12 protein-coding genes are annotated in these 14,986 nt (G+C 61.4%); 7 read left to right on the forward strand and 5 right to left on the reverse strand.

Annotated features, from left to right (window positions below; all coding sequences use genetic code 11):
- The first annotated feature begins 48 nt into the window (after positions 1-48).
- Both metH and PYR71_RS10325 read left to right on the forward strand, forming a co-directional pair.
- On the forward strand, positions 49-3,822 hold the full coding sequence (metH, locus tag PYR71_RS10320) for a methionine synthase (protein ID WP_275619260.1): 3,774 nt from the start codon (positions 49-51) through the stop codon (positions 3,820-3,822).
- A gap of 179 nt (positions 3,823-4,001) precedes the next feature.
- On the forward strand, positions 4,002-4,235 hold the full coding sequence (locus tag PYR71_RS10325) for a type II toxin-antitoxin system Phd/YefM family antitoxin (RefSeq protein ID WP_275619597.1): 234 nt from the start codon (positions 4,002-4,004) through the stop codon (positions 4,233-4,235).
- A gap of 73 nt (positions 4,236-4,308) precedes the next feature.
- On the opposite strand, the gene PYR71_RS10330 is transcribed toward PYR71_RS10325, so the two are convergent.
- Positions 4,309-5,073, reverse strand: a complete 765-nt coding sequence (locus PYR71_RS10330; protein WP_275619261.1) for a GntR family transcriptional regulator — start codon at positions 5,071-5,073, stop codon at positions 4,309-4,311.
- Positions 5,070-5,954 (reverse strand): glucosamine kinase nucleotide-binding domain-containing protein, encoded by an 885-nt coding sequence (locus PYR71_RS10335; protein ID WP_275619262.1) that lies wholly within the window; start codon positions 5,952-5,954, stop codon positions 5,070-5,072. The genes PYR71_RS10330 and PYR71_RS10335 overlap by 4 nt, the downstream gene beginning before the upstream one ends.
- A 523-nt stretch (positions 5,955-6,477) precedes the next feature.
- Here PYR71_RS10335 and PYR71_RS10340 point away from each other — a divergent pair.
- The 5 genes from PYR71_RS10340 (at position 6,478) to PYR71_RS10360 (ending at position 11,811) form a co-directional block, all read left to right on the forward strand.
- Positions 6,478-7,737 (forward strand): ABC transporter substrate-binding protein, encoded by a 1,260-nt coding sequence (locus PYR71_RS10340; RefSeq protein ID WP_183912615.1) that lies wholly within the window; start codon positions 6,478-6,480, stop codon positions 7,735-7,737.
- Positions 7,738-7,944: 207 nt separating this feature from the next.
- Positions 7,945-8,892, forward strand: coding sequence for a carbohydrate ABC transporter permease (locus PYR71_RS10345; RefSeq protein WP_275619263.1), 948 nt, complete (start codon positions 7,945-7,947; stop codon positions 8,890-8,892).
- Between the two features lie 9 nt (positions 8,893-8,901).
- Entirely contained in the window at positions 8,902-9,741 is an 840-nt protein-coding gene (locus PYR71_RS10350; RefSeq protein WP_275619264.1) for a carbohydrate ABC transporter permease, read from the forward strand.
- The gene (locus PYR71_RS10355; RefSeq protein WP_275619265.1) at positions 9,738-10,799 is read left to right on the forward strand and encodes a Gfo/Idh/MocA family protein; all 1,062 of its coding nucleotides are present in this window, start codon (positions 9,738-9,740) and stop codon (positions 10,797-10,799) included. The genes PYR71_RS10350 and PYR71_RS10355 overlap by 4 nt, the downstream gene beginning before the upstream one ends.
- A 10-nt stretch (positions 10,800-10,809) precedes the next feature.
- Entirely contained in the window at positions 10,810-11,811 is a 1,002-nt protein-coding gene (locus PYR71_RS10360) for an ABC transporter ATP-binding protein (RefSeq protein ID WP_275619266.1), read from the forward strand.
- Positions 11,812-12,199: 388 nt separating this feature from the next.
- Here PYR71_RS10360 and PYR71_RS10365 read toward each other — a convergent pair whose 3' ends face one another.
- The 3 genes from PYR71_RS10365 to PYR71_RS10375 are packed head-to-tail and all read right to left on the reverse strand — an operon-like array spanning position 12,200 to position 14,952.
- Complete coding sequence (locus tag PYR71_RS10365; RefSeq protein ID WP_275619267.1) at positions 12,200-13,261, reverse strand: ABC transporter ATP-binding protein; 1,062 nt, start codon at positions 13,259-13,261, stop codon at positions 12,200-12,202.
- Positions 13,262-13,273: 12 nt separating this feature from the next.
- Positions 13,274-14,062 (reverse strand): ABC transporter permease, encoded by a 789-nt coding sequence (locus tag PYR71_RS10370; protein WP_183912621.1) that lies wholly within the window; start codon positions 14,060-14,062, stop codon positions 13,274-13,276.
- Positions 14,059-14,952 carry an ABC transporter permease gene (locus tag PYR71_RS10375; RefSeq protein ID WP_183912622.1) on the reverse strand — a complete coding sequence of 298 codons (894 nt, stop codon included), beginning with the start codon at positions 14,950-14,952 and terminating at the stop codon, positions 14,059-14,061. The genes PYR71_RS10370 and PYR71_RS10375 overlap by 4 nt, the downstream gene beginning before the upstream one ends.
- Positions 14,953-14,986 lie beyond the last annotated feature (34 nt).

A 14,986-nucleotide genomic window follows, 5' to 3' on the forward strand; every position in this document is an offset into this window, starting at 1 on the left:
CTTTATGTGATTTGGACTGTCTGGTCTTACGACGTCAAGGAGCCTCCCGTGTTTGACAACCTCTTTGGTCCGGAAACGGGCAAGCGTGACGGCAATGAAGTTTTCGCAGCGCTGCGCAAAGCCGCGAGCGAACGCATCCTCGTCCTCGACGGCGCCATGGGCACGCAGATCCAGGGGCTCGGCTATGACGAAGACCAGTTCCGCGGCACCCGCTTCATCGGCTGCGCCTGCGATCAGAAAGGCAATAACGACCTTCTGATCCTGACCCAGCCGGATGCGATCGAAGAGATCCATTACCGCTATGCCAAGGCCGGCGCCGATATTCTCGAGACCAACACCTTCTCCTCGACCCGCATCGCGCAGGCCGATTACCAGATGGAAGGCGCGGTTTACGACCTCAACAAGGAAGGCGCCGAGATCGTCCGCCGCGCGGCCCTGCGCGCCGAGCGCGAGGACGGCCGCCGCCGCTTCGTCGCCGGCGCCATCGGCCCAACCAACCGCACCGCCTCGATCTCGCCCGACGTCAACAATCCCGGTTTCCGCGCCGTCACCTTCGACGATCTGCGTTCAGCCTATGGCGAACAGATCGACGGGCTGATCGACGGTGGCGCCGACATCATCCTGATCGAAACGATCTTCGATACGCTGAACGCCAAGGCGGCGATCTTTGCCTGCGACGAGCGCTTCGAGGCCAAGGGCGTGCGCCTGCCTGTGATGATCTCCGGCACGATCACCGACCTTTCCGGCCGCACGCTCTCCGGCCAGACGCCGTCGGCCTTCTGGAACTCGGTGCGCCACGCCAATCCCTTCACGATCGGGCTGAACTGCGCGCTCGGCGCCAATGCGATGCGCCCGCATCTGCAGGAGCTTTCGGGCGTCGCCGACACCTTCATCTGCGCCTATCCGAACGCCGGCCTGCCGAATGAATTCGGCCAGTATGACGAAACGCCCGAGCTGATGGCGGCCCAGATCGACAGCTTCGCCCGCGAAGGCCTGGTCAACATCGTCGGCGGCTGCTGCGGCTCGACGCCTGAGCACATAAGAGCGATTGCCGAGACCGTCGCCAAGTACAAGCCGCGGCCGATCCCCGAGCACCGCCCCTTCATGTCTCTGTCGGGCCTCGAGCCTTTTGAGCTGACCAAGGACATCCCCTTCGTCAACGTCGGCGAGCGCACCAACGTCACCGGCTCGGCCAAGTTCCGCAAGCTGATCACCAATGCCGATTACACGGCAGCGCTCGATGTCGCCCGCGACCAGGTCGAGAACGGCGCCCAGGTGATCGACATCAACATGGACGAGGGCCTGATCGATTCCGAAAAGGCGATGGTCGAGTTCTTGAACCTGATCGCCGCCGAGCCCGATATCGCCCGCGTGCCTGTCATGATCGACTCGTCGAAATTCTCGATCATCGAATCCGGCCTGAAGCGGGTGCAGGGCAAGCCGATCGTCAACTCGATCTCGCTGAAGGAAGGCGAGGAGAATTTCCTCGCCCAGGCGCGGTTGCTGCACAATTACGGCGCTGCCGTCGTCGTCATGGCCTTCGACGAGACGGGGCAGGCCGACAGCTATGAGCGCAAGGTGGAAATCTGCACCCGCGCCTATAAGCTTTTGACCGAAAAGATCGGCTTCCCGCCCGAGGATATCATCTTCGATCCGAACATCTTTGCGGTCGCGACCGGCATCGAAGAGCACAATAATTACGGCGTCGACTTCATCGAGGCGACGCGGACGATCCGCGAGCGCATGCCGCTCGTCCATATCTCCGGCGGCGTCTCCAACCTTTCGTTCTCGTTCCGCGGCAACGAGCCGGTGCGCGAGGCGATGCATGCCGTCTTCCTCTACCACGCCATCCAGGCGGGCATGGACATGGGCATCGTCAATGCCGGCCAGCTGGCGGTTTACGACAACATCGATCCCGAACTGCGTGAAGCCTGCGAAGACGTGGTGCTAAACCGCCGTCCTGACGGCACCGAGCGGCTGCTCCAAGTGGCCGAGCGGTTCCGCGGCGCCGGCGCCAGGGAAGGCCGCGTCCAGGATCTCTCCTGGCGCGAATGGAGTGTCGAGAAGCGCCTCGAACATGCGTTGGTCAACGGTATCACCGAATATATCGAAGCCGATACCGAGGAGGCCCGCCAGCAGGCCGCCCGGCCGCTGCATGTTATCGAAGGGCCGCTGATGGCGGGCATGAACGTCGTCGGCGACCTTTTCGGCTCGGGCAAGATGTTCCTGCCGCAGGTGGTCAAGTCAGCGCGCGTGATGAAGCAGGCGGTCGCCGTGCTGCTGCCCTATATGGAAGAGGAAAAGCGTCTCAACGGCGGCGAAGAGCGGCAGTCGGCGGGCAAGATCCTGATGGCGACGGTTAAGGGCGACGTGCACGATATCGGCAAGAACATTGTCGGTGTCGTGCTCGCCTGCAACAATTACGAGATCGTCGATCTCGGCGTCATGGTGCCGGCGACGAAGATCCTCGAAACGGCGATCGCCGAGAAGGTCGATATCATCGGCCTTTCCGGCCTGATCACGCCGTCGCTCGATGAGATGGTGCATGTCGCAGCTGAGATGGAGCGGCAGGGTTTCGAGATCCCGCTGCTGATCGGCGGCGCGACCACTAGCCGCGTGCATACGGCGGTGAAGATTCACCCCGGCTACAACAAAGGACAGGCGATCTACGTCACCGATGCGAGCCGCGCCGTCGGCGTCGTCTCGGCGCTGCTGTCGCCGGAGACGCGCCAGGGCTATGTCGACGATATAAGAGCCGAATATGCCAAGGTGGCGGCCGCGCATGCGCGCAGCGAAGCCGAGAAGGTGCGGCTGCCATTGCCGCGGGCGCGTGAGAATGCCCATAAGATCGACTGGTCGGCCTACCAGCCGACTAGGCCGCAGTTCTTCGGTACGCGGGTGTTCGAGGATTACGATCTGGCCGAGCTTGCGAAATACATCGACTGGACGCCGTTCTTCCAGACCTGGGAACTGCGCGGCCGTTTCCCTGCCATCCTCGAAGACGAGAAGCAGGGCGAGGCGGCGCGTGCGCTTTGGGCCGATGCGCAGGCGATGCTGAAGAAGATCATCGACGAGAAGTGGTTCCGGCCGCGCGCCGTCATCGGCTTCTGGCCGGCCGGCGCCGTCGGCGACGACATCCGCCTGTTCACCGATGAAAGCCGCAGCAAGGAATTGGCCACCTTCTACACCTTGCGCCAGCAGCTTTCGAAGCGGGACGGGCGGGCGAATGTGGCGCTCTCCGACTTTGTGGCGCCTGTGACAAGCGGTGTGCAGGATTATGTCGGCGGCTTCGTGGTGACGGCGGGCATCGAGGAGATCGCGATCGCCGAACGTTTCGAACGGGCGAACGACGACTATTCCTCGATCCTCGTCAAGGCGCTGGCCGACCGGTTTGCCGAAGCCTTTGCCGAGCGCATGCACGAGCAGGTGCGGCGCGAATATTGGGGCTATGCCAGGGATGAGCACCTCAGCAACGAGGATCTCATCGGCGAAGCCTATGCCGGCATCCGTCCGGCGCCAGGCTACCCCGCTCAGCCCGACCACACCGAAAAAAAGACGCTCTTCAAGTTGCTCGATGCGGAACGCGCCGCGGGCGTGAAGCTGACCGAAAGCTATGCAATGTGGCCGGGCTCCTCGGTCTCCGGTCTCTATATCGGGCACCCCGACTCCTATTATTTCGGCGTCGCCAAGGTGGAGCGGGACCAGGTGGAAGACTATGCCAAGCGCAAGGGCATGGAAGTTTCCGAAGTCGAGCGCTGGCTCGGACCGGTGCTGAACTACGTGCCGCGCAAGGCGGATGAGGAGATAGAGGACGCGGCGTAGAGACGCGCTCGCCGTTCTTAATGTGATGAATCAAGAGACATTGAAGCCGGAAAGTGATTAATTTTCCGGCTTCATGCTTTTTATGTGGCTCGATAATTTCCGTGGTCAGGCTTTTTGAATTCGATAGCGGAAATGACGATGGAATGGCATTCTTAGGCAAGCTAGCAACGGGTGCCGCAATGCAAGTGACAATCCCTGCCGCAAAGGCCAATCTGTTGAAATTGATCGATGCCGCTCTTTCCGGTGAGGAGGTGGTGATCGCCAAAGGGCGCAAGCCCGTGGTGAAGCTTGTTCCGGTTGTACGGTCCTCTTTCCAAATCGGCTTGCTCAAAGGGCAAGTCATCGGAGACGGGCCGGATTTCTTTGAGCCGATCGATGAGGGCGCACTCGCGGTCTGGAAAGGGATCGGTTGAGTTTGCTTCTGCTTGATAGGTTTCCAGCGTTCGATCACTGGATTATCCGTATAATTTGGATGGGCTCAAGCAGTCAGCTCACCCCGATGGTGAGTTCGGCCACGAAGTCATAAGCATCGCCGCGATAGAGCGAGCGGGTGAATTCGACGGCGCGGCCGGAGCCGAGATAGGAGATGCGCTCGATCGACAGGCCGGCGGCGCCGACGGGGACGCCGAGAAGCTGGGCGTCGGCTTCTTTCATATTGGTCGCCGAAATGCGCTGTACGGCGCGTACCGGACGGACGTTGAGGCGTTCGAGTACGGCGTAGAGCGAATTGGTGACGGCGGAGGGGTCCGGCAGGAATTCGCCGGAGACGCTGGCGTTTTCGATCGCCAGCGGCTGGTCGTCGGCGATGCGCAGGCGGGAGAGACGCGAAACCTTCACGTCGGTGCCGAGGCCGAGGATCATCATCTCGTCGGGTGAGGGGGTGTGGATACCCTTGTGCAGCCATTCGGAGCGGGAGGACATGCCACGGCGCGCCATGTCCTCGGTGAAGGAGGTGAGCTGCGACAGGCGCTGCTCGACCTTGGAAACCGGTTTGGCGACGAAGGTGCCGGAGCCGTGGCGGCGCACCAAGAGGCCGTCGGCGACGAGTTCGTCGATCGCCTTGCGCACGGTGACGCGGCTGACGGCGGCAAATTCGGCGATATCACGTTCCGGCGGCAGCGCATCGCCGTGACCGAGTGTGCCGGTGCGCATGGCCTCTTCGAGCGTCCGGCGGAGCTTGACGTAGAGCGGGCCGGTGCCGGCCGCCTGCAGGCGCTGCAAGGACAGGAGGGTGGCGAGGTCGTCGGTCATGCCGCACCTCTCTGCTTATCGTTCAGAAGCTTGACCGCAAGCTCCACCGCGCCCTGCAGGGCATCGTTCTTCGGCCTGGCGAGCAGCGGCTTGTAGCGTTCGGAAAGCCAGGGCTCGTAGGCTTCCGCAAGGCCGCCGAGCAGGCAGATGGACGGGCATTCCGGCCAGAGCAGCGCGTCGAGGCTTTCGCCGATCGCCGTTGCGGCATCCCTGACGATGCCGACCGCAACCACATCACCCTCAGCGGCGTGCTTGAAGACCATGGGCGCGTAACTGGCGAAATCCTTCGGCCGTGCCGTATGGGCGAATTCGACGATCCGCTCCGGGTCGTTGCCGTATTCGGTCATGACCGCTTCGGTGATCGGCGATGCCGGGCGCACTCCGTCATGGGCGAGCAGCGAACGTTCCATGAGATCGCGGCCGAGGCGGGCGCCGCTTGCCTGGTCGCCGACGATGAAGCCCCAGCCGCCGATACCCTTGAGCCGGCCATTTCTCCGGGCACTATAGACCGAACCGGTGCCGAAAGCGCCGACGATGCCGTCGGCATCGCCGAGCGCGCCCTGCAGGGAGATCAAGGCATCGGTGACGACACGACCTTCGGTAAAGAGCAGGGCTCTTTCGATTCGTTGGCCGTAATCCATGACGTTTGCGCCCGCGACGCCGACGACTGATACAACAGAGGCCACGGATTCAGCGTCAAGGCCAGCGTCGCTGAGCGCCTGCCGGGCGGATTCGACGATGTTGAGCAGAGAGTTTTCCAGGTCAGACAGGATGTTGGCAGGGCCGGCCTTACCACGGCCAAGGACGTTGCCGTCTCTATCTGCGACCGCTGCCCGGCAGCTCGTTCCACCGCCGTCTATGCCGATTGCAAGCTCCTTCATCGGGCCCTCCGATACGCCGTTCCCTCGGGTTTTTCATACAATACCAAAAAAATACCATTTACCAAGTGGGGACGGCGGCAAAAATTCATCTTTTTATCTTATTGATATTGCAGGGTAAATTTGTTTAAGCAATTTTTGGCGGCCGAAAAGTTAAATTTGGCTGGACAATTGGTATTTTTTTGGCATTAATTTGACAAAAGGGAACAGCAATCGAAGCCCGCGAAAACCGGCAGCAAAGCTAAGTCGGAATCGCTTCGAGGATGATCAGGGAATGATCCGCCGGCTTATATGCGGGCGGCGAATTCACGGATCCATCGGCTGTCCATTTCTTTCGCCGCGCCGGCGCAGGCTACCCTGCAAGGTGCGCAGTCCGACCGTAGGCGCTCCGCTTTCGGTCCATCGAGCTTTCGGGGCCGGCAGCCGCTGGCGGCCCTCCAAGGGGCATTGGGTGTTTTCTCAGACGCGCCAATTGCTTGTTTTAGATTGAAAACGGCGCCTTCGGCGCTAAAAACAGGAGAGGGAAATGAAAAACACTGCTCTGAAAAGCTTGCTGCTTGCCTCCAGCCTGCTGACGCCGGCGAGTCTCGTCCACGCTGCCGACGTTACGCTGACGGTCGAAAGCTGGCGTAACGACGACCTGCAGATCTGGCAGGAGAAAATCATTCCGGCCTTCGAAGCCAAGAACCCGGGCATCAAGATCGTCTTCTCGCCGACCGCGCCGACCGAATACAATGCCTCGCTGAACGCCAAGCTTGATGCCGGCTCTGCAGGTGACATCATCACTTGCCGTCCGTTCGATGCTTCGCTCGAACTGTTCAACAAGAAGCAGCTCGTCGACATCACCAGCCTGCCAGGCATGGAGAATTTCTCGCCGGTCGCCAAGGCCGCGTGGACGACAGATGACGGCAAGTCCACCTTCTGCGTGCCGATGGCTTCGGTCATTCACGGCTTCATCTACAACAAGGATGCCTTCGACAAGCTCGGCATCTCCGTGCCGAAGACGCAGGACGAGTTCTACGCCGCACTCGACAAGATCAAGGCCGACGGCACCTACATCCCGCTCGCCATGGGTACGAAGGACCTCTGGGAAGCCGCCACCATGGGCTATCAGAACATCGGCCCGAACTACTGGAAGGGCGAAGAAGGCCGCAAGGCGCTGATCGAAGGCAAGCAGAAGCTGACCGATCCGGAATGGGTCAAGCCTTATGAAGAGCTTGCCAAGTGGAAGCCGTATCTCGGCGACGGTTTCGAAGCCCAGACCTATTCCGACAGCCAGAACTTGTTCACGCTCGGACGCGCCGCCATCTATCCGGCCGGTTCGTGGGAAATTGCCCTGTTCAACAGCCAGGCGCAGTTCAAGATGGGCGCCTTCCCGCCACCGGTTCCGAAGGCTGGCGACCAGGGCTACATCTCCGATCATCCGGATATCGGCGTCGCGCTGAACGCGAAGAGCACGCATTCTGAAGAGGCCAAGAAGTTCCTCAGCTGGGTTGCTTCGCCCGAGTTCGCCGATATCTACGCCAACGCGCTGCCAGGCTTCTTCAGCCTGAACTCCAATCCGGTTAAGATGTCCGATCCGCTCGCACAGGAATTCGTCTCCTGGCGTGGCCCGTACAAGTCGACTGTGCGTTCGACCTACCAGATCCTGTCGCGCGGCACGCCGAACCTCGAAAACGAGACCTGGGTCGAATCGGCCAACGTGATCAACGGCACCGATACGCCGCAGGTCGCAGCCGAAAAGCTCCAGAAGGGGCTCGACAGCTGGTACAAGCCGGCCAAGTGATGTGATCAGGGGCGGCGTCTAGCCCCTCGTCCTTCCTGCCGGCCACCTTCTCCCCACTTGCGGGGAGAAGGAGACTCGCAGGGACCTCCCAAAGCCCAATCTCATCAGGGCGCGTACCCTCTTCCAGGCAGATAGAGGGTAAGGGCGGGAGCATATTTTCCATCTCAGCTGCGCCTCGCGGCCATTCGACAAGGACAGGCAAAAGCCATGAGCGAAACCGAAAAGGCGATCGATATCGCCCCGATCAAGCGCCCGGTCCGCTGGCACATCTTCGTCTTCATGCTACCTGCGGTGATCGTCTATTCCGCGGTCATGGTGCTGCCGCTCATCGAGACGCTCAGGCTTTCGCTTTACAATACGGTCGACGGGCAGCCGGCCTTCGTCGGGCTCGCGAATTTCAAGGTGCTGTTCGGCGATCCGCGCTGGGCGCATGATTTCTGGAATGCGCTCGTCAACAACCTGATCTTCTTCGCCATCCATATGTGCGTGCAGAACCCGATCGGCATTGCGCTTGCTGCCCTGCTTTCAGTGCCGAAACTGCGCGGGGTGGCCTTCTACCGCACGGCGATATTCCTGCCGACGCTGCTTTCCTTCGTCATCGTCGGCTTCATCTGGAAGCTGATCCTGTCGCCGATCTGGGGCGTGGCGCCCTGGATGCTCGATCTCATCGGATTGAAATTCCTGTTCGCACCCTGGCTCGGCAAGCCCGGTTCCGCGCTGATCGCCGTGTCGCTGATTTCCAACTGGCAATATATCGGCATCCCGATGATGCTGATCTATGCCGCGCTTCTGAGCATTCCCGAAGAGGTGATCGAGGCGGCCGAATGCGACGGCATCACCGGCTGGGCGCAATTCTGGAAGATCAAGCTGCCGCTCATCCTGCCGGCGATCGGCATCATCTCGATCCTCACTTTCGTCGGCAATTTCAATGCCTTCGACCTGATTTACACAGTGCAGGGGGCGCTCGCCGGCCCCGACATGTCGACCGATATTCTCGGCACGCTGCTCTACCGCACCTTCTTCGGTTTCCAGCTGCAGCTCGGCGACCGCTCGATGGGCGCGACCATCGCGACCGTGATGTTCCTCATCATCCTCGCCGGCGTCTCGCTTTATCTCTTCGTCATCCAGCGGCGCATGCGTCGCTACCAGTTCTGAGGAGCGCGCATGTCCAAGGCACGCACATCTCCCATCCGCACCGGCCTCGTGCATCTGGCGCTCTCCGCCTATACGCTGGTCGCGCTGTTCCCGGTGTTCCTGACCATCGTCAACTCGTTCAAGGATCGCGCCTCGATCTTCCGCGAGCCGCTGATGATCCCGACGCCGTCGACCTTCAGCCTCGTCGGCTACCAGACGGTGCTGGGACAGGGCGATTTCGCCACCTATTTCCAGAACAGCTTCATCGTCACGATTATCTCGATCCTGCTCGTGCTGCTGTTCGGCGCCATGGCCGCATTCGCTCTTTCGGAATATCGCTTTCGCGGCAACACGCTGCTTGGGCTCTATATGGCGATCGGCATCATGATCCCGATCCGTCTCGGCACGGTGGCAATCCTGCAGGGCATGGTGGAGGCCGGTCTCGTCAATACGCTGACGGCGCTGATCCTCGTCTATACCGCGCAGGGCATACCGCTGGCGATCTTCATCCTGTCGGAGTTCATGCGCACCGTTTCTGACGATCTGAAGAATGCCGGGCGCATCGACGGACTATCCGAATACGCGATCTTCTTCCGCCTGGTGCTGCCGCTGGTGCGTCCCGCCATGGCGACGGTTGCGGTCTTCACGATGATCCCGATCTGGAACGATCTCTGGTTTCCGCTGATCCTGGCGCCCGCCGAAGCGACCAAGACGGTGACGCTCGGTTCGCAGATATTCATCGGCCAGTTCGTTACAAACTGGAACGCGGTGCTGGCGGCGCTGTCGCTCGCGATCCTGCCGATCCTGATCCTCTACGTCATCTTCTCGCGGCAGCTGATCCGCGGCATCACGTCGGGAGCCGTCAAATGAGCCACGAAAAACCGATCCGAGTCCTCGTTGCCGGCATCGGCAACATGGGCCGCAGCCACGCGCTTGCCTATCATAACAATCCCGGTTTCGAGATCGTCGGTCTCGTCAACCGCTCGGCGCCGGAGCTGGAGCCCGAGCTCCAGGGCTATACCATTCATCCCGACTTCGCGACGGCGCTTGTCGAACTGAAGCCGGACCTGTGTTCGATAAACACCTATTCCGACAGCCATGCCGATTATGCCGTCGCCGCCTTCGAGGCGGGCTGTCATGTGTTCGTGGAAAAGCCGCTGGCGACGAACGTCGCCGATGCCCAGCGGGTCGTGGCGGCGGCTAAGAGGGCGGGGCGCAAACTGGTGATCGGCTATATTCTTCGCCATCACCCGTCCTGGATGAAGCTGATCGAAGAGGCGCGCAAACTCGGCCCGCCTTACGTCTTCCGCATGAACCTCAACCAGCAGTCCAGCGGCCCAACCTGGGCGACGCATAAGTCGCTGATGCGCACGACCTCGCCGATCGTCGATTGCGGCGTGCACTATGTCGACGTCATGTGCCAAATCACCGATGCGAGGGCCGTCGAGGTGCGCGGCATGGGGCTGCGCCTCTCCGACGAGATCGCCGCTGGCATGTATAATTATGGCCACCTGCAGGTGCTATTCGAAGACGGTTCGGTCGGCTGGTACGAGGCCGGCTGGGGGCCGATGATTTCGGAGACAGCCTTCTTCGTGAAAGACGTGATGTCACCGAAGGGCGCCGTGTCGATCGTCATGGATCCGAACGCCAAGTCCGACGATATCGACACCCACACCAAGACATCAGTGATCCGTCTGCACACGGCCGAAACCGGCCCTGACGGCAAGTTTATCCGGCCCGACCAGGATATGAGGATGACGGGCGAGCCCGGTCATCAGGCGCTCTGCGACCTGGAACAGGCCTTCATGCTGAGGGCGATCCGCGAGGATCTCAACCTCGACCGCCATATGGCGGATGCAGTGGCGTCGCTGCGCATCTGCCTTGCCGCCGACGAGAGCGTGCGTACCGGCCAGCCGGTCAGATTGTAAGGAAAAATCAGTGGGATCGCTTCAACTCAAATCCATCCGCAAGACCTATGGCACGCATGAGGTGCTGAAGGGCATCGACCTTGAAGTCAAAGACGGCGAATTCGTCATCTTCGTCGGGCCGTCGGGCTGCGGGAAGTCGACGCTCTTGCGCAGCATTGCCGGCCTCGAGGACGTCACCTCGGGCGCCGTCGTCATCAATGGCCGCGACGAGACGCTGACGCCGCCCGCCAAGCGCGGCATCGCGATGGTGTTTCAGTCCTATGCGCTCTATCCGCACCTGACGGTCAAGGACAATATGGGCCTCGGCCTCAAGCAGGCCGGCACGCCCAAGGGCGAGATCGACAAGCGCGTCAGCAAGGCCTCCGGCATGCTGTCGCTGGCGCCGTATCTGGCGCGCCGGCCGGCCGAACTCTCAGGCGGCCAGCGCCAGCGCGTCGCGATCGGCCGCGCCATCGTGCGCGAACCGGAACTCTTCCTGTTCGACGAGCCGCTGTCGAACCTCGATGCCGCCTTGCGCGTCCAGACCCGGCTCGAGATCGCCCGGCTGCACCGCAGCCTGAAGGCGACGATGATCTATGTCACCCATGACCAGGTCGAGGCGATGACGCTGGCCGACAAGATCGTCGTGCTGAATGCCGGCACGATCGAGCAGATCGGCTCGCCGATGGAGCTCTACAACCGTCCGGCCAACGTCTTCGTCGCCGGTTTCATCGGCTCGCCGCAGATGAATTTCATCGCGGGCGAAAAGGTTGGTGATCACAGCGCCAAGACAATCGGCGTGCGTCCCGAGCATATGACGCTGTCGCGCGAGCAGGGGAGCTGGGTGGCGAAGGTCGTGCATGTCGAGCATCTCGGCGCTGATACGATCATCTATCTCGAATCCGACCAGTGCGGCCTGCTGACCGCCCGCCTCTTCGGCGAACACCAGTACGAGCCGGACGAGATCGTCTACGCCACGCCGGATCAGGCGCGGGTGCATCGCTTCGATGTGGATGACCGGGCGATCCGCTGAGGGAAATGAAGCATCAATCGCTCAGCCATGAGCTGGTATTGTGGCTCCTTTCGCCCGCCCCATCCTCCGTCATGCTCAGCGCTGTGCCGAGCATCCATGCAGGCATCCATCAGCGGAGGGGATGGATCCTCGGCTCAAGGCCGAGGATGACGGAGTTTGGGGTGCGTTTCTGTTAAACTCGCCCCTGGCGCACAGAGAGACACCGTGCCGGTGCTTCGTCAGACAAAGCGCGTCGCCTGAAACGTGACTCAACGACGCGCTTTAGCTCGCCGTTTCCCGAAACCGTTGCACGCTAGCGGGCGAGATGCATCAGCGCTGACCTTCTTCCGTCATTCAACAAAAAGCGCCGCTTCCGCGGCGCCCTTTTTCATGAGCGGGATCGGCAAAATCAATCGCTGATGACGAGCAAGTCGGCCGCCATGAAACGCAGCGTCACGGTCTCACCGGCCTGCGGTGGGGTGACGCTGGGGCTGTTGAACATGTCGAAGGAGATGACATTGCCGCCGACATTCATACGGGTGCGGATGACCGAGCCCAGGAAGTGGGCCGAGACGACCTGGCCGGTCAGCGCCGTATCGCTTCTGGCGGTGTCGGAGAGCGAGCCGGCTTCCGGGCGCAGCGCCAGTGAGATGGTTTCTCCGGCCTTGTGGGCTGCGACCGACTGCTTCAGGGTGATCTTCTGATCGCCGATCCGGATGAGATTGGCGTCGGGATCGACGACCTCGGCTTCGATCAGGTTCAGTGTGCCGACGAAGGAGGCGACGAAGCGGGTCGCCGGCTTGTTGTAGATTTCGAAAGGCGAGCCGATCTGGTCGGCCTTGCCGGCGTTCATCACGACGATGCGATCGGAGATCGACAAAGCCTCTTCCTGGTCGTGGGTGACGAAAACGGTGGTGATGCCGAGCTGCTGCTGGATCTGGCGGATTTCCTCGCGCAGCGACACACGGATCTTGGCGTCGAGGGCAGACAGGGGCTCGTCGAGCAGCAGCACCTGCGGCTTGACGGCGAGGGCGCGGGCAAGCGCGACGCGCTGCTGCTGGCCGCCCGAAAGCTGGTAGGGATAGCGGCCGGCCAGGTGATCGAGCTTGATCAGGCCGAGCATTTCCTTGACGCGCGCGTCGATCTCGGGCTTCGGGGCGCCGGCGACCTTGAGGCCGAAGGCGACGTTGTCGTGCACGGACATGTTGGGGAACAGGGCATAGGCCTGGAAGACCATGCCGATATTGCGCTGGTTCGGCTTCAGCGCGCTCTGGTCCTTGCCATTGATGGATAGCGTGCCGCCGGTCGGCGTTTCGAAGCCGGCGATCATCCGCAGAACCGTCGTCTTGCCGCAGCCCGACGGCCCGAGGAAGGAGATGAATTCACCCTTCTCGATGTTCATGTTGAAATTCTTGACGACCTGAACCGGGCCGAAGGATTTCTGGAGGTTGTTCAGTGTGAGAAAAGACATGAGCCGGTTACCTTAAGCCTTTGCCGGGCGGGCTTTGCCGAAGCGGGAAACGAGATTGAGCAGGCCCATGCTGAGCCAGGTGATCGAGAAGGCGATGACGGCGAGCGCCGAAGGCTCATAGGCCTTGTTGGCGCCGACGAGCTGCAGGTACGGGCCGAAAGCCGGGCGGTTGAGCAGCGCGGCGAAAGTGAACTCGCCCATGACGATCGCCAGCGTGATAAAGGCGCCGGAGAGCACGCCGCTCATCACATTCGGGAAGATGCAGCGGAACATGATGGTCGTCCAGCGCGCGCCGAGGCTTTCGGCCGCCTCCGTCAGCGTGCGGACATCGATGGCGCGCATGGCGGTATCGACGGCACGGTACATATAGGGCAGGGACAGCGTGATATAGGAGAAGACCAGCAGGGCATTGGTGCCGGTCGTCGAACCCGTCAAGGGCAGGTAGGACGACGAGTTGTACATTCTGAGGTAGCCGAAGACGATGACGATTGCCGGAATGACCAGAGGCAGCAGCGTGATGAATTCGACGACTGGGCGCATCTGCGGCAGGCGCAGCCGCACCCAATAGGCCGTCGGTACGACGAGCAGCATGCCGAAGATGATGGTCAGGAGCGCCATCAGCATGGAATAGCCGAAGGTCTGGTGGAACTGGGCGTCCGAGAAAACCGATTCATAGGCGTCGAGGCTGTATTCCCCACGGCGCATTCGCAGTGAGAACTCGATCGTGCCGATCAGCGGAATGACAAAATAGGATGCGCCAAGAATGATGGCGATCCAGGCTCCAAGGCGTTGTGTTTTCATTTCTGCCACCGCTCAGCGCGCACGCGCAGCATGAGGTAAAGGACGTTGGAAACGCCGGTGATGACGATCATGCCGAGCGCGATGGCGTAACCGAGGTTGGCATTGTGCAGAACGTCGCCACGGATCTGCGCATAGAGCAGGATCGGCACGATGTTAAGCGAGCTGCCGGTCAGCGCGAAGGCGGTGGCGATGGCGCCGAAGGCGTTGGCAAAGAGAAGCAGCGTGGTGCCGAGCAGGCTCGGCCAGAGGATCGGCAGCGCGACCATCGTCCAATATTGGCGGTTGGTGGCGCCGAGAATCTCAGAGGCTTCGCGCCATTCCTTCTTCATGCCGTCGAGCGCCGGCGTCAGGATCAGTACCATCAGCGGGATCTGGAAATACATATAGGTAATGGTGAGGCCGAAGAAGGACAGCAGGTTGAAGCCGGTGCCGTAGAGATTGAAGCCGAACCATTCCCGCAGGAAGACCGTCACGAGGCCGGTGCGGCCGAGCGTTGCCAGGAAGGCGAAGGCAAGCGGCACGCCGGCGAAATTCGAGGCGACGCCGGAAAAGGTCAGCAGCGTCGAGCGCACCGAGGCGGGCAGGCCGCCGAGCACGACGGCCCAGGCGAGGAAGAAGCCGATCAGCGCGCCGCCGAGAGCGGACGCCACCGAGACCTTGATGCTGATCCAGTAGGCGCTCATGATCGATGGAGTAAAGAGATCGCCGATATTCTTCAGCGTGAAATCGCCCTCGGGCGTCAGGAATGCGCCCGCCACGAGATAGAGCGTGGGGATGATCAGGAACAGCAGAGAAAAAATGATGAAGGGTGCAATGCCCAGCCAGTCGATCACGCGGTCTTTGTTGATCAAGGGGGCGCTGCTCACCATCGGCGTTGAAACGGTACTCATGAAAAGCTCATCCTGGGCATCGGAGTGAGAAAAC

Source organism: Rhizobium mulingense, from assembly GCF_029194105.1.
Classification (GTDB): Bacteria; Pseudomonadota; Alphaproteobacteria; order Rhizobiales; family Rhizobiaceae; genus Rhizobium; species Rhizobium mulingense.